At 55.4% G+C, this 20,845-nt stretch carries 23 protein-coding genes, 1 tRNA gene and 1 pseudogene; 14 read left to right on the forward strand and 11 right to left on the reverse strand.

The annotated features are described in order from the left end of the window. Positions 1-33 precede the first annotated feature (33 nt). The gene (locus K3169_RS19875) at positions 34-948 is read left to right on the forward strand and encodes a hypothetical protein (RefSeq protein WP_263267616.1); all 915 of its coding nucleotides are present in this window, start codon (positions 34-36) and stop codon (positions 946-948) included. A 438-nt stretch (positions 949-1,386) separates the two neighbouring features. Here the strand turns inward: K3169_RS19875 and K3169_RS29615 are convergent, their stop codons facing one another. Next, positions 1,387-1,554 (reverse strand): helix-turn-helix transcriptional regulator, encoded by a 168-nt coding sequence (locus tag K3169_RS29615; protein WP_317633741.1) that lies wholly within the window; start codon positions 1,552-1,554, stop codon positions 1,387-1,389. Positions 1,555-1,633: 79 nt separating this feature from the next. Here K3169_RS29615 and K3169_RS19885 point away from each other — a divergent pair. Next, positions 1,634-1,822 (forward strand): annotated as a pseudogene (locus K3169_RS19885) (DNA-binding protein); the annotation flags it as partial. 55 nt (positions 1,823-1,877) lie between these two features. Beyond that, positions 1,878-2,048: a hypothetical protein gene (locus K3169_RS29620; protein WP_317633742.1), complete on the forward strand. Its 171-nt coding sequence runs from the start codon at positions 1,878-1,880 to the stop codon at positions 2,046-2,048. A gap of 323 nt (positions 2,049-2,371) precedes the next feature. Here K3169_RS29620 and K3169_RS29625 read toward each other — a convergent pair whose 3' ends face one another. Together K3169_RS29625 and K3169_RS19895 are read right to left on the reverse strand one after the other, a co-directional pair. Then, on the reverse strand, positions 2,372-2,551 hold the full coding sequence (locus K3169_RS29625) for a hypothetical protein (RefSeq protein ID WP_317633743.1): 180 nt from the start codon (positions 2,549-2,551) through the stop codon (positions 2,372-2,374). A 195-nt stretch (positions 2,552-2,746) separates the two neighbouring features. Next, positions 2,747-2,834: transfer RNA gene (locus K3169_RS19895), tRNA-Ser, on the reverse strand. Positions 2,835-2,956: 122 nt separating this feature from the next. On the opposite strand from K3169_RS19895, the gene K3169_RS19900 reads away from it, so the two are divergent. From K3169_RS19900 to K3169_RS19930, 7 genes are all read left to right on the forward strand, one after another. Further along, positions 2,957-3,628 (forward strand): Bax inhibitor-1/YccA family protein, encoded by a 672-nt coding sequence (locus tag K3169_RS19900; RefSeq protein ID WP_027899209.1) that lies wholly within the window; start codon positions 2,957-2,959, stop codon positions 3,626-3,628. Positions 3,629-3,730: 102 nt separating this feature from the next. Further along, positions 3,731-4,123, forward strand: a complete 393-nt coding sequence (gene tusD, locus K3169_RS19905) for a sulfurtransferase complex subunit TusD (RefSeq protein WP_027899210.1) — start codon at positions 3,731-3,733, stop codon at positions 4,121-4,123. Between the two features lies 1 nt (position 4,124). Continuing rightward, the gene (tusC, locus tag K3169_RS19910) at positions 4,125-4,487 is read left to right on the forward strand and encodes a sulfurtransferase complex subunit TusC (protein ID WP_231675757.1); all 363 of its coding nucleotides are present in this window, start codon (positions 4,125-4,127) and stop codon (positions 4,485-4,487) included. Next, positions 4,487-4,783 carry a sulfurtransferase complex subunit TusB gene (gene tusB, locus K3169_RS19915; protein ID WP_027899212.1) on the forward strand — a complete coding sequence of 99 codons (297 nt, stop codon included), beginning with the start codon at positions 4,487-4,489 and terminating at the stop codon, positions 4,781-4,783. The genes tusC and tusB overlap by 1 nt, the downstream gene beginning before the upstream one ends. Next, on the forward strand, positions 4,780-5,115 hold the full coding sequence (locus K3169_RS19920; protein WP_231675756.1) for a TusE/DsrC/DsvC family sulfur relay protein: 336 nt from the start codon (positions 4,780-4,782) through the stop codon (positions 5,113-5,115). The genes tusB and K3169_RS19920 overlap by 4 nt, the downstream gene beginning before the upstream one ends. Next, positions 5,112-6,113, forward strand: a complete 1,002-nt coding sequence (locus tag K3169_RS19925) for a glycosyl transferase family protein (protein ID WP_099271209.1) — start codon at positions 5,112-5,114, stop codon at positions 6,111-6,113. Before K3169_RS19920 ends, K3169_RS19925 begins: the two co-directional genes overlap by 4 nt. 94 nt (positions 6,114-6,207) lie before the next feature. Next, the gene (locus tag K3169_RS19930; protein WP_231675755.1) at positions 6,208-7,215 is read left to right on the forward strand and encodes a glutathione S-transferase family protein; all 1,008 of its coding nucleotides are present in this window, start codon (positions 6,208-6,210) and stop codon (positions 7,213-7,215) included. 127 nt (positions 7,216-7,342) lie between these two features. Here the strand turns inward: K3169_RS19930 and cysG are convergent, their stop codons facing one another. The 6 genes from cysG to ftsK form a co-directional block, all read right to left on the reverse strand. Beyond that, positions 7,343-8,737, reverse strand: coding sequence for a siroheme synthase CysG (gene cysG / locus K3169_RS19935; RefSeq protein WP_099271211.1), 1,395 nt, complete (start codon positions 8,735-8,737; stop codon positions 7,343-7,345). Further along, positions 8,738-10,018 carry a serine--tRNA ligase gene (gene serS, locus K3169_RS19940; RefSeq protein WP_099271212.1) on the reverse strand — a complete coding sequence of 427 codons (1,281 nt, stop codon included), beginning with the start codon at positions 10,016-10,018 and terminating at the stop codon, positions 8,738-8,740. 16 nt (positions 10,019-10,034) lie between these two features. Beyond that, entirely contained in the window at positions 10,035-10,409 is a 375-nt protein-coding gene (gene crcB / locus K3169_RS19945; RefSeq protein WP_027899218.1) for a fluoride efflux transporter CrcB, read from the reverse strand. Next, complete coding sequence (locus K3169_RS19950; RefSeq protein ID WP_122394824.1) at positions 10,409-11,731, reverse strand: replication-associated recombination protein A; 1,323 nt, start codon at positions 11,729-11,731, stop codon at positions 10,409-10,411. Before K3169_RS19950 ends, crcB begins: the two co-directional genes overlap by 1 nt. 19 nt (positions 11,732-11,750) lie before the next feature. Further along, positions 11,751-12,374, reverse strand: a complete 624-nt coding sequence (gene lolA, locus K3169_RS19955) for an outer membrane lipoprotein chaperone LolA (protein ID WP_027899220.1) — start codon at positions 12,372-12,374, stop codon at positions 11,751-11,753. 73 nt (positions 12,375-12,447) lie between these two features. Continuing rightward, positions 12,448-14,850, reverse strand: coding sequence for a DNA translocase FtsK (ftsK, locus tag K3169_RS19960; RefSeq protein ID WP_263267643.1), 2,403 nt, complete (start codon positions 14,848-14,850; stop codon positions 12,448-12,450). Positions 14,851-15,352: 502 nt separating this feature from the next. On the opposite strand from ftsK, the gene aat reads away from it, so the two are divergent. From aat to infA, 3 genes are all read left to right on the forward strand, one after another. Continuing rightward, complete coding sequence (aat, locus tag K3169_RS19965; RefSeq protein WP_263267644.1) at positions 15,353-16,063, forward strand: leucyl/phenylalanyl-tRNA--protein transferase; 711 nt, start codon at positions 15,353-15,355, stop codon at positions 16,061-16,063. 31 nt (positions 16,064-16,094) lie between these two features. Beyond that, positions 16,095-16,802, forward strand: a complete 708-nt coding sequence (locus K3169_RS19970) for an arginyltransferase (protein WP_027899223.1) — start codon at positions 16,095-16,097, stop codon at positions 16,800-16,802. A 100-nt stretch (positions 16,803-16,902) separates the two neighbouring features. After that, positions 16,903-17,121 carry a translation initiation factor IF-1 gene (infA, locus tag K3169_RS19975; protein WP_002553999.1) on the forward strand — a complete coding sequence of 73 codons (219 nt, stop codon included), beginning with the start codon at positions 16,903-16,905 and terminating at the stop codon, positions 17,119-17,121. Positions 17,122-17,379: 258 nt separating this feature from the next. Here the strand turns inward: infA and clpA are convergent, their stop codons facing one another. Continuing rightward, positions 17,380-19,650 carry an ATP-dependent Clp protease ATP-binding subunit ClpA gene (clpA, locus tag K3169_RS19980; protein ID WP_263267646.1) on the reverse strand — a complete coding sequence of 757 codons (2,271 nt, stop codon included), beginning with the start codon at positions 19,648-19,650 and terminating at the stop codon, positions 17,380-17,382. A gap of 30 nt (positions 19,651-19,680) precedes the next feature. Then, positions 19,681-20,043 (reverse strand): ATP-dependent Clp protease adapter ClpS, encoded by a 363-nt coding sequence (gene clpS / locus K3169_RS19985; RefSeq protein ID WP_027899409.1) that lies wholly within the window; start codon positions 20,041-20,043, stop codon positions 19,681-19,683. A gap of 214 nt (positions 20,044-20,257) precedes the next feature. Between clpS and cspD the strand changes: the two genes are divergently transcribed. Beyond that, a complete protein-coding gene (cspD, locus tag K3169_RS19990) occupies positions 20,258-20,539 on the forward strand; it encodes a cold shock domain-containing protein CspD (RefSeq protein ID WP_027899408.1) in 282 nt (93 codons plus the stop codon). Positions 20,540-20,845: the final 306 nt, after the last annotated feature.

The following is a 20,845-nucleotide window of genomic DNA, read 5'->3' on the forward strand; positions in this document are numbered from 1 at the left end:
CGAAAACCTCAACAACCCAAAGCGTACTCATAAATGATTCTTCCGATTCTCATCATTTTTTTCACCACTCTCGCACTTTACTGCGGCATTTCAAAAGCTTTGAGGAAAAAGCCCCTATTCTCGTTTAAACCAACAATGAAATTCAACTACTCCACCGCTGACTGGGGGTTAATTGATTATCTAGCTACACTCACCTTTACAAACATCATACTACTAATGTATGCAGCCTCACTCACCAAGCTTGGTCTAGAAATCCCCTTCGCAATAAGATGGTCACTGCTTATTTGGACGGGATTATGCACTCTAGCTCTCGCATCGACATTTTTCTCGATAAACCCCAAATATAGCAAACTTGCCTCACCCTTAAAGTATGTCGCCACACTGGCAACCGTCGTTTTCACTCTCATGTCCGGTTCAATGTTCGATGCAGATATTGCTAGCCATACACACATCGACCCATCAGAGTTACCAGCGACACAACGACTTCTGACATTTGTCGGAGTTGTCTATTTCTGGGCCTATACGTTATTCTGGCTCAGCCTCCTGTTATACCCAGTCCTATTCTCAATATTGATATTCAAACTAGGCGACAGCAAAAAACCACCAACGGACCTATCGCAATTTGTAAGGAGAGAATCAATTATTGCAGGAACTTTGCTGGGAGGCCTCTCTTTCACATTCATAATTATTACGAACGGATTTATTGCATTATCGGAAGATTTATCGAGGCGGCGAATTAAAGAATTTATTGTCTTCTCATCATTCCACCTCAAGCCGGAAGTATGCGCAATATACGGAAGACCAGAAACCGCGAAAATAGCTTTAATCAAAGATAAAAAAGCACTGGTAGCAGTACAAGATGTCGAGTTTATATATAAATTCACCACTGAAGACTGCTACCTACAACCTGTCGAATACAAATCGACGAGAACAGATAAAAAAAGCTAAAGTGAGGCGAGCCCCGTTACGAGGCTCGCCTTGGACTCGGTGTCATCATTTGTATTGTGCAGCAATACCTCTGCAACACGGAAAACACACTGCTTGTTATGATGGCTTAAGGCACGGTAGAGGGCGATTAGGGTGTGCTCTTCAATGGAAAGGACGACTTGGTCTGAATTAGACTCAGCATCATCCTTGATTTGATCTATAAGCGAAATTTCCGGCTCCAATCAATTTACCACTGGAGCGACGTTACAGAGGAATGATCTGAACCCAAATGCTAAGCCCCACCACAACTGACTAAATTAAACACGAGTTATTTCTGCTGTTTTGCCAGCTCCGCCATTGCACCCACGATACGATGAACTGCCTGCTGATCTACCTCAGAGATAGATCTGTACTGTTCGAGAAGCTGTGACTCAGCCGTAGTGAGCGTATCTGCTACCTTCAAGCTACGCTCACCAGTGATACGTAAAAAACATCTACGCCAGCAGTCGCAACAGCTGTGAGATAAGCCGTATCGGGGTTTAGCTCACCCTTTTCATAACTGCCTTGAGTGTTGCGGTTCACCCCGCCTAACTGCGCAAATTCCTCCTGCTTCAGCCCAAGCGCCACGCGCTCTTCCCGCAAGCGATCCCCTGACCCAACCACTGAACCCCCCTTACAAGCACAAGCACACGTATGAACGCTATGCCCGCCCCCGCTTACGCCTGAGCAAGCCCGCATGGCACTTGATCGCCAAGGCATCAGCATTGCCGAATTCGCCCGAACGCATTTACCGAACAAAAATTTGGTCAGTGATCTGCTTAACGGCCGCAAGAAAGGCCGTCGCGGCGAAGCTCATAGAGCAGCCGCACTGCTGGGCATAAAAGAGGGCGTCATCGCGTTCATGCACCTATTCCCCCTCATCCATCGAACAACACTACAAGGACCGTTCCATGTACACCGATGCAAAACGAATACGCAAACACCGAGCAACGCTCAGCCTCGATGACTACGAGCTGGACTTGATCAATGCACAGGTCAATTACACCGACATGGAAAAGGCACAGCTGCTGAGAGCGCTAACAGACAAGCAGAATCCAGTCACTGGCGTTAGGAGGAATTAGGAGACACCTAGAGACTTTTACGCTGGCCCTCTCATATGGAATGCGGTTTATGCATATGCCAGCTCAGAACTGCGTAATGCGATGGACCTGGCTTACTCAATAGGCCAACGTCCATCAGATGTTCTTAAAGTCAGAGCAACAGATGTGATTGAAGGTTTCTTGCATGTTGGCCAGCTCAAGACGGCCAGAAAGCTGATAATGAGGCTGACGACAGATGACTAGGTCACACAGCTAGGAGTGCTAATCGAACGATTGATGGCACAGCGGCGTGATAGAGGTATCCGAGGGCCGTACCTGATTGTCACTGAAGGAGGCTACGCGTTTCAGCTCCAATGCTGCGTCGACGCTTCGACGATGCCCGTCAAAAAGCGGCTGACCAAGCCATCAAGGATCTGGATCGGGAACTGGCTGAAAGCATCAGGTAATTCCAATTCAGGGACATCCGGCCGAAAGCAGCGAGTGAAATTGACGATCTGGGTGAGGCGAGCAAGCTCCTGGGACATACCGATAAACGCATCACTCAGACGGTATACCGACGTGTAGGAGAGATAGTTAATCCCACTAAATAGTCGCTAGATTTGAGCCTGATGCGGGACGCATTTCACAAATGCGGAACGTTTGACGATTTAGCAGCCTTGCGCCACCAAACCCCAAAAACGAAAAAGCCCTGAATAATCAGGGCTTTGACGTATCTAAGATGGCGGAAGCATAGAGATTCGAACTCTAGGACCTGTTACAGTCGGCAGTTTTCAAGACTGCTGCCTTAAACCACTCGGCCATACTTCCGTTTGCATTGCGGGCGCCATAATACCGGAATGAAACACGCTGTCAAACTCTCTGGGTGGCTGATTTCAAGTCGTCTGTTATGATCTTTGCAACTTCACATTTCAACCACCAGGAGCTTCGCCATGCGCGAACAGGATTACGCAGTTAATAACGGCGTGCAGGCCGATCAGCTAGAGGTTAGCCGCGTCCTGCGCAACACATACGGCCTTCTGGCTCTGACCCTCGCTTTCAGCGGTGTCATGGCTTTTGTCGCGCAGCAGATGCGCGTTGGCTACCCAAACATTTTCGTGGTGCTGATCGGTTTCTACGGTCTGTTCTTCCTCACCAATAAACTGCGCGATTCGGCGTGGGGCTTGGTGTCGGCGTTCGCGTTGACCGGTTTCATGGGTTTCCTGCTGGGCCCGATCCTCAACCGCTACCTGGGTATGCAGGGCGGCGCTGAAGTGGTCAGCTCGGCATTCGCCATGACGGCATTGGTGTTCGGTGGTCTGTCGGCTTACGTGCTGATTACCCGCAAGGACATGAGCTTCCTCGGTGGCTTCATCACCGCTGGCTTCTTTGTTCTGCTGGCAGCGGTGCTGGCGAGCATGTTCTTCCAGATCAGCGGCCTGCAGTTGGCGATCAGCGCTGGCTTCGTGCTGTTCTCGTCGGTCTGCATTCTGTTCCAGACCAGCGCGATCATTCACGGTGGCGAGCGTAACTACATCATGGCGACCATCAGCCTGTATGTATCGATCTACAACCTGTTTGTCAGCCTGTTGCAGATCTTCGGTATCATGAGCCGCGACGACTAATGAGTCGCCCTGCTTCAACAAAAAGCCCGCCTAGCGGGCTTTTTGCTGTCTAGTGCCCGTGAATTCTTTATCATTGGTCAAGTTTTCTGCTCAGAGCCTGTCATGAAGTTCGCGATCAATCTGTTCAGCGCAGCCCATGCGCCCTCCTCGCGCCGCGCCCTGCTGTTTGCGCAGGCGGCGCTGGCCGGGGGGCATGAGATTGTGCGGTTGTTCTTCTATCAGGACGGCGTTCACAGTGCTTCGGCCAATGTCGTCACGCCTCAGGACGAACAGGACCTGCCCTCGCAATGGCGCGAGTTCATCACCCAGCATCAACTTGACGGTGTGGTGTGCATCGCGGCCGCCTTGCGCCGTGGCGTGCTCAATGCCGAAGAGGCGCAGCGCTATCAGCGGCCCGCGGCCAATCTGCTCGCCCCGTGGGAATTATCCGGGTTGGGCCAGTTACACGACGCGGCGCAAACCGCTGATCGAGTGATCTGTTTCGGAGGGCCTTGAAGTGGCTAAATCAATGTTGATCATCAGCCGCCAGGCACCTTGGTCCGGACCGGGCGCACGCGAGGTGCTGGATATCGTATTGGCCGGTGGCGCTTATGATTTGCCCGTGGGCCTGTTGTTTCTGGACGATGGCGTCTTTCAGTTATTGCCGGAGCAGAACGCCAAGGCCCTGCAACAGAAAGACCTGACCGCCAACCTCAAGGCGCTTTCGATGTTTGGCGTGGAAGATATCTACGCCTGCGGCACGAGCCTTGCCGAGCGCGGCATCCTGCAGGAAGCGGTGGATGAGGACATTCTTCAATTGCCGCAATCTGTAGAAATCGCCGCACTCATTGACCGCTACGATCACGTGATCACAATCTGATGTCGACTTTGCACGTTTTATCTCATTCGCCCTTCACCGACAGCCGCCTGACCAGTTGCCTGCGTCTGCTCGGCGCGGCTGACGGCGTGCTGCTGTGCGGCGACGCCACTTACGCGTTAGCGGACTCAACAGCGCCGCTTGAGGCGCTGCAGGCGCTAAGCGCTAACCAGGTATTTGTGCTTGAAGAGGATATTCAGGCGCGGAGCATGGCGGCGCCAGCCTGGGTGCGAGTCGTCGACTACCCAGGCTTCGTCGAACTCTCGATTCGCTTCGATAAGGTCAACACGTGGCTATGAACGAGTTGAACGTGTCGGGGCGAATCATTGCGCTGGATAAAGACGGGTTTCTGCAAAACCTTGATGACTGGTCGATGGATATTGCCAATGCGCTATCCGGCCGGGAAGGTATTGAACTGAGCCCCGAGCATGTCGAAGTGCTGCTTTTGCTGCGAGATTTCTATAGCGAATTCCAGCTGTCACCCGCGACCCGGCCGTTGATCAAGTACACCGCCCTGAAGCTCGGTCCGGAAAAAGGTAACAGCATGCACCTTAACCGCCTGTTCAACGGCACTCCCGCCAAACTCGCCGCCAAACTGGCGGGCCTGCCAAAGCCGACTAATTGCATATGAACGACTACGCCCCGCTCGTCCTTGAAACACCCGCCGAACATCCGTTCGCCCAATTCGTCCGAATTCTGGGCAAAGGCAAACGTGGAGCCCGCAATCTGACCCGCGAAGAAGCACGGGAAGCCATGGGCATGCTCATTGACGAAAAGGTCGAAGAAAGCCAGTTAGGTGCTTTTCTGATGCTGCTGCGGCATAAGGAAGAAAGCCCGGAGGAATTGGCAGGCTTCACTGAGGCATTGCGCGAACGGTTGAACGCCCCGCCACTTCAGGTCGACATTGACTGGCCCACATATGCGGGCAAGAAGCGCCATTTACCCTGGTACCTGCTGGCGGCCAAATGCCTGGCTGAGAATGGGGTGCGGGTCTTCATGCATGGTGGCGGCGCGCACACTGCCGGGCGCTTGTACACCGAACAGTTGCTGGGTCTGCTGGGCATTCCGCTGTGCCGCAACTGGCATGCGGTGGACGAGGCGCTGCAACAGCATAATCTGGCGTTCTTTCCGCTGGGCGACTGGGCTCCGCAATTACAACGCATGATCGATCTGCGTAACACCCTCGGATTGCGTTCGCCGATTCACTCTCTTGCGCGCATCCTCAATCCGCTCAACGCACGGTGCGGCCTGCAAAGCATTTTCCACCCGGGCTACCAAAGCGTTCATCGTGATGCCAGCGGCTTGCTCGGCAATCACACCATCGTCATCAAGGGCGATGGCGGCGAGGTGGAAATCAATCCCGACACTATCAGCCATCTCTATGGCACCACCGACGGTCAGCCATGGGATGAAGAATGGCCTGCGCTTTCAGACCGCAGACATGTAAAGCCGGCAACTCTCGATCCGCAGCAGCTTGTCGCTCTATGGAAGGGCGAAATCGAAGACAGCTATCCGCAACTGGCACTGATTTCGACGATGGCGCTGGCCCTGCGTGGCTTGGGATTGCCTCGCCCGGAGGCATTTGCACAGGCTGAAGTGTTCTGGAAAAACCGGAATACATCAATTTAACCGATCATTACTCCCGATCCTTTGCGTTATTTGTTCGAACGAATCGGCCTAGACTCTCCTCCAACGCTTTAAGCACATCATTTTGGAGTTTGATATGGGCCTTCTCGTCGAAGGACGCTGGCAAGACCAGTGGTACGAAAGCAGCAAAGATGGCGCGTTTCAGCGTGAGCAGGCGCAACGCCGCAACTGGATCACTAAAGACGGTCAACCAGGACCGTCAGGTGAAGGCGGTTTCAAGGCCGAAGCCGGGCGCTATCATTTGTACGTATCCCTGGCCTGCCCTTGGGCCCACCGCACGCTGATTTATCGCAAGCTGAAAGGGCTGGAAAGCCTGATCGACGTTTCGGTGGTCAGTTGGCTGATGCGTGAACACGGCTGGACCTTCGATTCCGAAAAAGGCTCGACCGGCGATGCACTCGACAATCATGAATTCCTCTATCAGCGCTACCTGGCTGACACCGCCGACTACACCGGCCGGGTCACTGTCCCGCTGCTGTGGGACAAAAAACTGCAGCGCATTGTCAGCAACGAGTCAGCGGAAATCATCCGCATGTTCAACAGTGCCTTTGACGACCTGACCGGTAATCGTCTGGACCTGTATCCAGACGCTCTGCAGTCGCCAATCAATGAGCTGAACGACCGTATTTATCCAGCAGTGAACAACGGCGTGTACCGTGCGGGCTTTGCCACCTCTCAAGGTGCTTATGAAGAGGCATTCGATGATGTCTTCGCCGAACTCGACGCGTTAGAAAAGCTGCTGGGCGAGAAGCGCTATCTGGCGGGTGAATACCTGACTGAAGCAGACGTGCGCTTGTTTACCACCATCGTGCGCTTCGATCCGGTGTATCACGGGCACTTCAAGTGCAACCTGCGACGGATTTCGGACTATCCGAACCTTAGCAACTGGATGCTGGAGTTGTATCAGTGGCCGGGCATCACCGAAACGGTGGACTTCACGCATATCAAGCATCACTACTACGAAAGCCACGGCACCATCAATCCGACAGCTGTTGTGCCTAAAGGCCCGCAGCAGGATCTGGGCAGAGCACATGATCGTGAGCGACTGACGGGACGTGGGATCTGGAACAAGACAGGCGTGTGACCTTGGCACTGTCTCAACGCTATGACAGGTAGGAGGCAACTTGTTGGCGAGGGGTTTGCGCGGTGAATCAGGCCTCACGCCTCGCGAACAAGTTCGCTCCTACCAGTTAGCGCCGTGCTCAGATGCATTAGACCGTAGCCTGAGCACCTTCAAACCAGGCGAGTTTCTCGCGCAGCTTGACCACTTCACCCACGATCACCAATGTCGGCGCATGGACTTCATGCTCCGCCACCATTCGTGGCAAATCGGCCAAGGTGCCTGTAAAAACCCGCTGACTGGAGGTGGTGCCCTGCTGAATTAAAGCTGCCGGCGTATCAGCGGATCGACCGTGCTTAATCAGTTGCTCGCAGATGATCGGCAGACCGATCAGGCCCATGTAAAACACCAGGGTCTGTGCAGGCGCTACCAGATCGCTCCACGGCAAATCACTGGTACCGTTTTTCAAGTGCCCGGTGATGAAACGTACTGATTGCGCATGGTCACGGTGAGTCAGCGGAATACCGGCATACGCCGCGCAACCGCTGGCTGCCGTGATACCTGGTACGACCTGAAAGGGAATGCCGTGAGCGGCCAGTTCTTCGATCTCTTCACCGCCACGGCCGAAGATGAACGGATCACCGCCCTTCAACCGCAGAACGCGCTTGCCCTGCTTGGCCAGATCAACCAGTTGCTTGTTGATCTCGTCTTGCGGCACTGCGTGCTCCGCGCGGCGCTTGCCCACATAGACACGCTCGGCATCGCGTCGGCACAAATCCAGAATTGCCGGGGCCACAAGGCGGTCATACAGCACCACATCGGCCTGCTGCATGAGCCGTAGCGCACGGAAGGTCAGCAAGTCAGGATCACCCGGACCTGCACCTACCAGATAAACTTCACCGGGAGCATGCGGCGCATCGCCTGCAATCTTGGCGATCAGCAGACGCTCGGCTTCAGCGCCCTGCCCGGCCAGTTGCCGGTCAGCAATCGGGCCCTGGAAAACCTCTTCCCAGAAGGCGCGACGCTGAGTGACGTCCGGAAACAGATTCTTCACCTGACTACGGAAACGCGCCGCCAGCCCAGCAAGCTGGCCATAAGTCGACGGAATCCAGGTTTCCAGCTTGGCACGAATCAAACGCGCCAGCACCGGAGCGTCGCCGCCGCTGGAAACCGCGATGACCAGAGGCGAGCGATCCACGATGGCAGGGAAGATCACGCTGCACAGAGCAGGCGCATCCACCACGTTGACCGGTACACAACGCCGCTTGGCATCCTGAGACACCTGAGCGTTGAGAGGCTCGTCATCGGTGGCAGCAATGATCAGCACACAACCGTCCAGATCACTGACGTTGTAGCCACGCAGAATCAGATGCCCGCCACTTTTCTCAACCAGCTCACGCAGTTGTGGCTCGATCTCTGGCGCGACTACTCGAATGACAGCACCGGCCTCGGCAATGAGGCGGGATTTGCGCAATGCAATCTCGCCACCGCCCACGACCAGCACTTGGCTGCCACGCAGGTTATGGAACAGCGGCAGAAATTCCATCTAGCCGATGACCTCAAGGCCGCCCATGTAAGGTTTGAGCACGTCCGGCACACGGATCGAACCGTCAGCCTGCTGGTAGTTTTCCAGCACAGCAACCAGAGTACGGCCAACTGCCAGACCCGAACCGTTCAGGGTATGAACCAGTTCTGGTTTGCCGGTTTCCGGGTTGCGCCAGCGAGCCTGCATGCGACGCGCCTGGAAGTCACCGCAGTTGGAGCACGACGAAATCTCGCGGAATTTATCCTGGCTAGGAATCCAAACTTCCAGGTCGTAGGTTTTCACAGCGCTGAAACCCATGTCGCCGGTGCACAGCGCCAGCACGCGATAAGGCAGCTCCAGCAACTGCAGAACGCGCTCAGCGTTTGCAGTCAGGCCTTCCAGGGCTTCCATGGATTTTTCAGGCTCGACGATCTGCACCATCTCGACCTTGTCGAACTGGTGCTGACGGATCATGCCGCGGGTATCACGACCCGATGCGCCCGCTTCGCTGCGGAAGCAAGGCGTGTGAGCCACGAACTTCAAAGGCATCTGTTTGGCGTCGAGGATTTCGCCGGCCACGATGTTGGTCAGCGAAACTTCTGCGGTAGGAATCAGGTACAGATCCGCCTCGCCTTCACGGGAAATCTTGAACAGGTCTTCTTCGAACTTCGGCAGTTGACCGGTGCCCTGCAAGGCAGGTGCCTGAACCAGATAAGGCGTGTAGGCCTCTTCGTAGCCATGTTCGTTGATGTGCAGGTTGATCATGAACTGCGCCAGCGCACGATGCAGGCGGGCAATCGGGCCACGCAGCAAAGCGAAACGTGCACCGGACAATTTGGCGGCCGTTTCAAAATCCAGCCAGCCGTATTTCTCGCCCAGCGCAACGTGATCCTGAACCTGAAAGTCAAACGAGGCTGGCGTGCCCCAGGTGCGGACTTCAACGTTTTCGTCTTCGTCAGCGCCCACCGGTACCGACTCGTGAGGCAGGTTCGGCATGCTCAGGAGCATGGCGTCCAGCTCGGCCTGAATACCATCCAGCTCTTTCTTGCCGGTGTTGAGCTCTTCGGCCATGCGGTCGATGTCGGCCATCAGCGGTGCGATGTCTTCACCGCGTTGCTTGGCCTGACCGATGGATTTGGAACGGGAATTACGCTCGGCCTGAAGCTGTTCAGTGCGGGTCTGAACGGTCTTGCGCTGGGCTTCCAGCGCTTCGATGCGGGCAACGTCCAGTGTAAAGCCACGGGAAGCCAGGCGATCCGCTACGTCCTGAAGTTGGGTACGTAACAGTTTGGAATCGAGCATATCGTTCTCTCGTTTATCAAAGTCTGGTAAGGGACAGGCCAACCCATGTCGCGAGCAGCCCGCCGAACACGCTGATACCGGCATAGCCAAGGGCCAACGGCATTTGCCCGCTTTCAAGCAGGCGCAGCGTATCCAGTGAAAAGGATGAAAAGGTCGTAAGACCGCCAACAAAGCCGACGATAAGGCCGGCGCGAATCTCTATCGGTACTTCCGGGCGCAACAGGAACAGGCCATAAAGCACACCGATAATCAGGCAACCGACGATGTTCACTGCCAGGGTTGCCGCGTAAAAATGCTTCGGCCAATTCGCGCTAACCCACGTGCCAGCAGCGAAGCGCAATAATGTACCAGCGATACCGGCAATCGACACCGCAAGAATGGTTTTGAGCACTACTTTCTCCGCTGACGAGGGCTGGAAGCATCGAGAGCAGCCAGATGCTTGAGCTTTTCGCCGATTTTCAGCTCAAGACCACGGGGCACCGGCTGGTAATACTGACGCGGTTCGAGGTCGTCAGGGAAGTAATCCTCACCCGCGGCGTAAGCATCCGGCTCGTCATGGGCATACCGGTACTCTTCACCATAACCCAGCTGCTTCATGAGCTTGGTCGGCGCGTTGCGCAAATGCAGCGGCACTTCCAGCGAGCCGTGTTCAGTGGCTTCGCGCATTGCAGCCTTGAATCCCATGTACACCGCGTTGCTTTTAGGCGCGCAAGCCAGATAAACAATCGCCTGAGCAACGGCCAGCTCACCTTCCGGACTGCCCAGTCGCTCCTGAACATCCCACGCCGACATGCATAACGGCAACGCACGGGGATCGGCATTGCCGATGTCTTCACTGGCCATACGGACCACGCGTCGCGCCAGATACAGCGGGTCGCAGCCACCATCGATCATGCGCGCAAACCAATACAACGCCGCATCCGGGTTGGAACCGCGAATGGATTTATGAAGGGCGGAAATCTGGTCGTAGAACGCTTCGCCACCTTTGTCAAAACGCCGACGGCTGTCGCCCATCAGGCTTTGAAGTAGCTCCAGGCTGATTTCCGAGCCATCTTCAGCAAGGTCCGACGCGTTTTCCAGCAGATTCAGCATGCGCCGACCGTCACCGTCGGCAGCGGCCATGAGCATGGCAAAACCTTCATCGCTCAGACTCAACTGATGCTTGCCCAGCCCGCGCTCTTCGGTCAGCGCGCGATTGACCAGCTTGCGCAGCGCGGCTTCATCAAGGCTCTTGAGGACATAAACCCGGGCCCGGGACAGCAGCGCGTTGTTGAGTTCAAACGAAGGGTTTTCGGTGGTCGCGCCAATAAAGATCAGCGTGCCGTCTTCGACATAAGGCAGAAAGGCATCCTGCTGGGACTTGTTGAAGCGGTGTACTTCATCGACAAACAAGATAGTGCGACGGCCGTATTGCCCGGCCTGCTGCTTGGCAACTTCTACCGCCTGGCGAATCTCTTTGACCCCGGCCAGTACCGCAGAAACCGTCTCAAAGTGCGCATCCGAGACTTTCGCCAGGAGCCGGGCCAGCGTGGTTTTACCCACACCGGGCGGCCCCCAGAAAATCATCGAATGCAGAGCACCCTGCTCAAGCGCCTCGCGCAAAGGCTTGCCGTGAGCCAGCAAATGCTCCTGACCGACGTACTCATCCAGATTGGTCGCACGCAAACGCGCGGCCAATGGTTGTGCAATCGGTTCACTTCGAAACAGGTCCATGGACAACCGTTAAAACCTCTTATTCCTGAATGACGTCAGCGCCTTTCGGAATCTGGAACTGGAATTTGCTCGCCGGGATCGCCTCATTGGCTTTCACGCCGGTGAACAGGATATTGGTGCGTTGGCCGACGCTGTCAATTAGCTGCATGTCATTGATCATGCCGTTACGGAACGACAGACGCAGGCTGTCGAACAGGGTGTCCTTGGTTTTAGGCTTGAGCGTGAAATCGATCACGCCGCCTGCTTCCTTGGCGGTGATATCAAAACTTTCGCTGATCTTCGACACATCACCGGACAACAACAGTGCCGGCGTCTGAGTCAGTCGCTGGTCGAGGGTCTTGATGGTGACCTGCTCCAGGTCCGGATCCCACAGGGAAACCTTCTTGCCGTCAGAAACCATCAATTGCTCTTGCGGAGCATCGGTGTGCCAGTTGAACAGGCCAGGACGCTGCAGGGCCATTTCACCCGAAGTTTCCTGCAACTGGGTGCCGCCGCCGTCCAGGGTCAACTGGGAAAAACGCGCAGTCAGGGTTTTGGACGTCTCCAGCAACTGAGTCAGACGAGCGACGTCTTTGCTGTCGGCGTGCGCCGGAATCGCGGAGAAAGTCAGTGCAGTTACCAACAACATGCGGAAAAGACGCATGGGAGTCCTCATTGAGTTCGGTGGAGTCTCGCCAGCTATTGATCGCTGGCGAGGCATTTATGGAAGTGCGCGATCAGTCGCGCATCGGGGCCGGCGCAATTACTTCACGCGAGCCATTGGTATTCATGGAAGTCACGACGCCAGCCATTTCCATGGCCTCGATCATCCGGGCAGCACGGTTGTAGCCAATCTTCAGCTTGCGCTGTACCGCGGAAATCGAAGCCCGGCGGCTTTCCAGCACGAACTTGACCGCCTCGTCATAGAGCGCATCGCTTTCGCTGTCTTCGCCGCCCTCGCCACTGCCGCCGTCGAACCCGCTACCAGCCTCCTCGACACCGGCCAGAATATCGTCGTTGTAATCCGGCGTGCCACGCAGCTTCCAGGCCTCAACCACACGGTGTACTTCCTCATCGGAAACAAATGCACCGTGAACACGAATCGGCAAGCTGGTGCCTGGAGGCATGTACAGCATGTCACCGTGACCCAGCAATTGCTCGGCACCGCCCTGGTCGATGATGGTTCGCGAGTCGATCTTGCTCGACACCTGAAACGCCATACGCGTCGGGATGTTGGCCTTGATCAGACCGGTAATCACGTCAACCGATGGACGCTGGGTCGCGAGAATCAGGTGGATACCCGCCGCACGAGCCTTCTGGGCAATACGCGCAATCAGCTCTTCGACCTTCTTGCCGACGATCATCATCATGTCGGCGAACTCGTCCACCACCACAACGATAGTCGGCAGCTTGGTCAGCAGCGGCGCTTCATCATGAATACTTTCGCGCTTGTAGAGCGGATCCGCCAGCGGCGTGCCTGCGTCCTGAGCTTCCTTGACCTTCTGGTTGAAGCCGGACAGGTTACGCACGCCCATCTTCGCCATCAGCTTGTAGCGCCGCTCCATTTCGGCAACGCTCCAGCGCAAGGCATTGGCGGCGTCTTTCATGTCTGTGACGACCGGGCAAAGCAGGTGCGGAATGCCTTCGTAGATCGACAGCTCAAGCATTTTCGGGTCGATCATGATCAGCTTGGCGTCTTCCGGGCCAGACTTGAACAGAATCGACAGGATCATGGCGTTTACACCCACCGACTTACCGGAACCGGTCGTACCGGCCACCAGCAAGTGAGGCATCTTCGCCAGGTCGGTGATGACCGGCTTACCGCCGATGTCATGACCCAGTGCCAGCGTGACCGGCGACTTGGCGTTGTCGTACTCAGGGGTCGAAAGGACCTCGGAGAAACGCACGATCTGCCGGTCTTCGTTGGGAATCTCGATACCGACTGTGGTCTTGCCTGGAATGACTTCAACCACACGAACGCTGGTCACAGCCAGGGAACGCGCGAGGTCTTTGGCGAGGTTGGCAATACGGCTGACCTTGACGCCTGCTGCTGGCTGGATCTCGTACCGGGTAATCACCGGACCCGGATGAATGGAATCCACCGACACTTCGACGCCAAACTCCTTGAGCTTGATTTCCAGCAAGTGGCCAACGGCGGCGAGAGACTCAGGAGAATAATTGAGCTGCTTCTTTTCCGCCGGATCAAGGATCGAGATCGGAGGCAAGGTGCCTTCTACGGCGCTATCAACAAACAACGGTGCCTGTTTTTCCTTCAGTACACGCTTGCTTGGCTCTGGTGCCTTGGCAGGAGCAGGCGCAATGACGGCCGGAATATGGGTTTCACGAGAGGCCATATGCGTGCTCAAGGCCTTCTCGCGCTCGATCAGACGTTCTTTGGCCTTGGCCTGCTCACGACGATCGGACGTAGCGGGCGCAACCACTTCGTTGACGCGGTCATCCACTTCACGCAGTTGTGCAACCATCTGCTTGCGCTCATTACGCGCCGCCCACCAGTTGTTGACCGCATCGTAAAACAGTTCGAACAGATCAAGGGTGATCTTGCCGGTCACATCCATGACCTTGAACCACGAAAGATCGGTAAACACGGTAAGGCCAAACAGGAACAAGGCGATGAATAACAGCGTACTGCCCTGAATATTCAGGGCCTTCTTGGCCATGTCACCGAGAATCTCGCCCAGCACACCACCTGCCGAGCCCGGGAAACCTGCCGCAAAATGGAAGTGAATATGCGCCAGCGCAGCACCAGCAAGCACCAGAAACACCAGACCGATAAGCCGCCACGAAAAAAGCCAACCGCTCCACTGCCACGGCTCATGGCGATGACGGAACACCTGCCAGGCCTTGACGGCCAGCAACAGCGGGAAAATGTAGGCAAAGTAGCCCAGCACCATGAACAGGATATCGGCACAGAAGGCGCCAGCACGGCCAGCCGCGTTCTGAACCTCCACCGAGCTGCTGGTATGACTCCAGCCCGGGTCGTTCTGGTCATAGGTCAGCAACGCCATCATCAAATACAGGCACAGCGCGCCAAAGGCGATCAATGCACCTTCCTTGAGCCGGTAGTGCAATTGCTGCCGCCAGAGCGGAACGGGGCTGGGTACTGCGGTGGATTTCTTCAAAACGCTTTTATTCCTGCGCTAGAGCGCGAACATCTGGTGATTGACTACCAACGACTGAATCTGCAAAACAATTTGCCATGCCATACAGCTTGAACGGCAGCTTGCAAAGCGCGCATTGTACGGATTTGTACGCCTGATGCCACGGTAGCATCCTGCCTTGTAAACGGCGTTCTGGCCGGGTAGTTTCGGATTGTGCTGTCGGACGAAGCCAGCCTTGGCTGATGGTCAAACGCCCGCTGCTCGCCAAACATTAGTCTGGCGTGGACATGGCCCATCTTCAAGCCCCGCCGCAAACGTTGAATTTGAGCATGCATTCTCTTTTGTGACAAAGACTTATGCCGTATTTTTTAACCGAACGATCAATTGTCCATACGGCTTCACGTATAAAGGAGCACGCGCAAGACGCTTGCGTGCGACAGACGACCGATTATGACCACGACTGCCGTATGGAGTTGCAATCGCGCTGGTTCCCCCGCCCTCCCCTTCCGTAAAGTGCTGCCCTATGCTGACCTGGCTAAAACGTGACAACCTGATTTTTCCGCCGCTGGAAAAAGCCTTGCGTGAACCCGATGGCCTGCTCGCAGCAGGGGGCGATCTGTCTGCCGACCGACTGGTGCAGGCTTATCGTCATGGCTGCTTTCCCTGGTTTCAGGATGGGCAGCCCATTCTCTGGTGGTCACCCGATCCAAGAACCGTGATCTTCCCTGATGAACTCCATGTTTCACGCAGCCTTGCCAAACTGATACGTCAGGAGCGCTATCGCGTGACCTTCGATCAGAATTTCGCGGAGGTGATACGGGCGTGCGCCGGACCACGTGCCTACGCTGACGGCACCTGGATTACCGGCTCAATACAGGCCGCTTATCTGGAATTGCACCAACGCGGCTACGCCCACAGTGTCGAAGTGTGGGAAAACGACGTGCTGGTTGGCGGGCTTTATGGACTGGCGATGGGGCAGCTGTTTTTTGGCGAGTCGATGTTCAGTCGGGCTGACAATGCCTCCAAGGTTGGCTTTGCCACACTGGTGGAGCGCTTGAAAGCCTGGGGATTCGTGCTGATTGACTGCCAGATGCATACCAGTCACCTGCAAAGCTTCGGTGCCAGGCCCATTTCACGCAAAGCGTTTTCCGATTTCCTGACTCGGCATCTGGATCAGCCTAATAACGCCGACTGGCTGCCTAGGCGAGTTCAGCAGGCTGACATACACTCTTGATAACGATTTATTTTTTGCGGCGGGGGCAATCATGACAGAGCTGGCACGGCTGAAGTTTTATGCCACTCAACCCCACTCGTGCAGCTATTTGCCGGAAGAGCAAGCCACCACGCTGTTTCTGGACCCCAGCCAGCCGATGGACGTGGAAGTTTACGCCGATCTTTCGGACATGGGCTTTCGCCGTAGCGGCGACCATCTTTATCGACCCCATTGTCAAAACTGCAGTGCTTGCGTGCCTGCGCGCATCCCGGTCGATCTTTTTTCGCCTGACCGGCAACAAAAGCGTATTTTCAAACGCAACGCCGACATTGAAGTGCGCTGCACTAAACCGCGTTTTACTGAAGAATATTTCGACCTCTACCAACGCTACATCGAACAGCGCCATGCTGACGGCGACATGTTTCCACCTAGCCGCGATCAATTTTCGACTTTTTTAGTACGCGACCTGCCGTTCTGCAGATTCTATGAATTTCGCCTGGATAATCGCCTGCTGGCAGTCGCTGTTACCGACGTACTGCCCAACGGCCTTTCTGCGGTTTATACCTTCTACGAACCCACTGAAGAACGCCGCAGTCTGGGGCGCTACGCCATTTTGTGGCAAATCGCCGAAGCTGCACGCCAGCAGCTGCATGCGGTGTACCTGGGCTACTGGATAAAGAACTGCCAAAAGATGAATTACAAGACCCAATATCGGCCCATCGAGCTGCTGACAAACCAAAGATGGATCACTCTTTATTGAAGACCTTGGCTTAACCGGCATTTTTCGGGCACAATGCACGCCGCTTTTGCCTGGCGCCACTTGCACCGGGCCACTCATTAGATACCGAGGGCTTTACTGCATGTCGAAAGAAGACAGCTTCGAAATGGAAGGCACTGTCGTCGACACCCTGCCCAACACCATGTTTCGTGTGGAGTTGGAAAACGGGCACGTCGTAACCGCGCATATCTCCGGCAAGATGCGCAAGAATTACATCCGTATTCTTACCGGTGACAAGGTGCGTGTTGAACTGACGCCCTACGACTTGAGCAAAGGGCGCATTACTTACCGCGCTCGATAAGCAAGTCTTAACAAAAACGCCCGGCTTCTGCCGGGCGTTTTTGTGTGCCCGGTTTTTATGGAAAAACTCGTCATCCTGTAGGAGCTGCCGAATACTGCGAAGCGTTCATTCTGAAACCTCGCAATCGCAGCCTTCGGCAGCTCCTACAGTTCTGTGTTGGCTGCAACACAGCGCAGCGCCAACAACACCGTCAATCTGTACACAACAAAAAACCCCGCACCTCTTTCGAGATGCGGGGCTTTGGTGGGCCGGTAAGACCTAGGCCATTTCTGCTGTGGTTTCGTAGTCGAAGGTGATCTCGCCGTCCCTGAAGTCGATGTGTACCACACCGCCATGGTCGGCCAGCTCGCCAAACAGGATCTCCTCGGCCAACGGACGCTTGATCTTGTCCTGGATCAAACGCGCCATTGGACGGGCACCCATTGCGGCATCGTAACCACCTTGTGCCAGATAGCTTCTCGCCGCCTCGGTCACCTCAAGCAGCACACGCTTGTCTTCCAGCTGCGCCTGAAGCTCGGTGAGGAACTTGTCCACCACGCTTTTGATGACCTCATGACTGAGGCGACCAAATTGAATGATGGTGTCCAGACGGTTGCGGAACTCAGGCGTGAAGCTCTTCTTGATGACTTCCATCGCATCAGACGAATGGTCCTGATGAGTGAAGCCAATCGAAGCCCGGGCCGCCGATTCAGCACCAGCGTTGGTGGTCATGATCACGATCACATTACGGAAGTCCGCTTTGCGCCCGTTGTTATCGGTCAGCGTCCCGTGGTCCATCACCTGCAAGAGCAGGTTGAAAACTTCCGGATGCGCCTTCTCGATTTCATCGAGCAGCAGCACGCAATGCGGCTGCTTGGTGATCGCTTCGGTCAGAAGACCGCCCTGATCAAAACCGACATAACCTGGCGGAGCGCCGATCAAGCGAGAAACAGTGTGCCGCTCCATGTACTCGGACATGTCGAAACGCACCAGCTCGATACCAAGCGCCTTGGCCAACTGACGAGCGGCTTCGGTCTTGCCGACACCGGTAGGACCGGCGAACAGGAACGAACCCACTGGTTTGTCAGGTGACTTCAGGCCGGCACGAGACAACTTGATCGCCGTGGACAGTGAATCGATCGCCGCATCCTGACCAAATACGGTCAGCTTCAGGTCTCGCTCAAGATTCCTCAGCAACTCCTTGTCGGAGCTGTTGACGTGTTTAGGCGGAATTCGTGCGATTTTCGCGACGATGTCTTCAACCTGCTCCACTTCGATACGTTTCACGCGCTTCTCGACCGGTTGCAAGCGCTGGTAAGCCCCTGCCTCGTCGATCACGTCGATCGCTTTATCGGGCATGTGACGGTCATTGATATAGCGCGATGCCAGTTCAGCAGCGGCACGCAACGCCTCATCGCTGTACTCGATGTCGTGATGCGACTCGAAACGCCCTTTGAGGCCTCTCAGGATGCCGATGGTGTCTTCAACCGACGGCTCCGAGACGTCGACCTTCTGGAAGCGCCGGGCCAAAGCCCGATCTTTTTCAAAGATGCCACGGAATTCCTGGAAGGTCGTCGAGCCGATACAGCGAATATCACCTGACGAAAGCAGCGGCTTGAGCAGGTTAGACGCATCCATCACACCACCGGACGCAGCACCTGCGCCAATGATCGTGTGAATTTCATCGATAAACAGGATCGCGTGAGGACGCTTTTTCAGCTCGCCGAGCAACGCCTTGAAGCGCTTCTCGAAATCACCGCGATATTTGGTGCCCGCCAGCAGTGCTCCCAGATCAAGGGAATACACCACACTATTGGCCAGTAGATCAGGCACCTGATTGTCCACAATGCGCTTGGCCAGACCTTCAGCAATAGCGGTTTTGCCGACACCAGCCTCGCCTACCAGAAGCGGGTTGTTCTTGCGCCGACGCGCCAGAATCTGCGCGACTCGCTCGACTTCCTGCTCACGGCCGACCAGAGGGTCAATACGCCCCTGACGCGCTAATTCGTTAAGGTTGCTGGCATACGCATCCAGCGGATTACCTGAAGCAGAAGACTCACCACCCTCGTCGTCCTGCATATCTTGCTCACCTTCAGAGTGATCGCCCTGCCCAGGCACTTTGGATATGCCGTGGGCAATATAGTTGACGACATCTATGCGAGCCACGCTCTGCTGCTTGAGCAGAAACACTGCCTGGCTTTCCTGCTCACTGAAAATTGCAACCAGCACGTTTGCGCCGGTGACTTCACGCTTGCCCGAGCTCTGTACATGGAATACAGCACGTTGCAGGACGCGTTGGAAGCCCAGGGTTGGCTGGGTCTCGCGATCCTCGTCATGGACGGGAATCAGCGGCGTGGTGGAGTCGATGAACTCCTGCAAATCATGCTTGAGCTTATCGAGGTTTGCGCCGCAGGCACGCAGAACAGTGGCGGCAGCCTCATTGTCCAATAAAGCCAGCAGAAGGTGCTCGACAGTCATGAATTCATGACGTTTCGAACGAGCCTCCTTGAAGGCCAGATTGAGGGTGACTTCGAGCTCACGGTTTAACATAGCTTCACCTCATACCCAAGTGGTCGGCGATTAACCGTCCTTCTCGATCTCACAGAGTAGCGGATGCTGGCTTTCCCTGGCGTATTGGTTGACCTGCATTGCCTTGGTCTCGGCGATGTCGCGGGTAAACAATCCACATACTGCCCGCCCCTCTGTATGGACGGCCAGCATGACCTTGGTTGCCAGCTCACGATTCAGGTTGAAGAACACCTCGAGCACTTCGACAACGAAATCCATCGGGGTGTAATCATCATTAAATAAAACCACCTTGTACATCGGCGGCGCCTGTAATGTCGGCTTGGCATCCTGAACCGCGATGCCAGCCGCGTCATCCTCATGGGAATCCGGACTGTCCTGATTTGATATTAGTCGAATCTTGCTGATTGCATGCATGGAAAGAAAAGTTCGTAAAGGGCGGATTGAATAATGAGTCGCAGTCTGACCGGTTTTCAAATGGACCGCCGCGTGACCTTGACTATCGGCTAATCAGTGTTACAAACAATAGAACCCACATTGGGTAAAAAGGGTCCGCGCAGTCAACCAAAATTTTTTTCGGTCCGGCGGATGAGGTTGATGATACTCCCAACGGAGTCCTTTGCAGAAGGATATGACTATGTATAGCGGTAAGGTCAAATGGTTCAATAATGCGAAAGGCTATGGCTTTATCGTGGAGGACGGGAAGACCGAAGACCTGTTCGCCCACTATTCTGCTATCAAAATGGACGGTTACAAGACCCTCAAGGCAGGTCAGCCCGTCAACTTTGAAATCATCCAGGGCCCCAAGGGAATGCATGCTACAGAGATCAAGGCAGCAGTCACAAATGAGCCAGCAGGGTCGCCCAGCCCTGTCACCACCCGGGCAGGAGTGCAGGAGAAGGTCACCGCCTGATCCGAAAACCTGCCAGATACGCCAATCCTGAAAAATCGGCCGGTTCCGTTATCTGAACCGGCCGATTTCGTTTGTAACGCCTGTTTACAGATGCTCTGCGCGTGTACCGCGAGCCCGCGCTTCCCGCCTACCTCGACCAACGGCCAATACCTTGTGCGACATGGAGCGCTTAGCATTAATGCTTAGCGCCAAGGGTTTGATATACTCCCGCCGTGACTAACGGGTCATAGGGGCGAACCAGTCTGGAAAGAGACTTTGCGCCCTTGTATGCGTTGGGCAGCAACTGCCGTCCGACCGCTTGACGCT

This window comes from Pseudomonas phytophila (assembly GCF_025643095.1).
GTDB classification, from domain to species: domain Bacteria; phylum Pseudomonadota; class Gammaproteobacteria; order Pseudomonadales; family Pseudomonadaceae; genus Aquipseudomonas; species Aquipseudomonas quasicaspiana.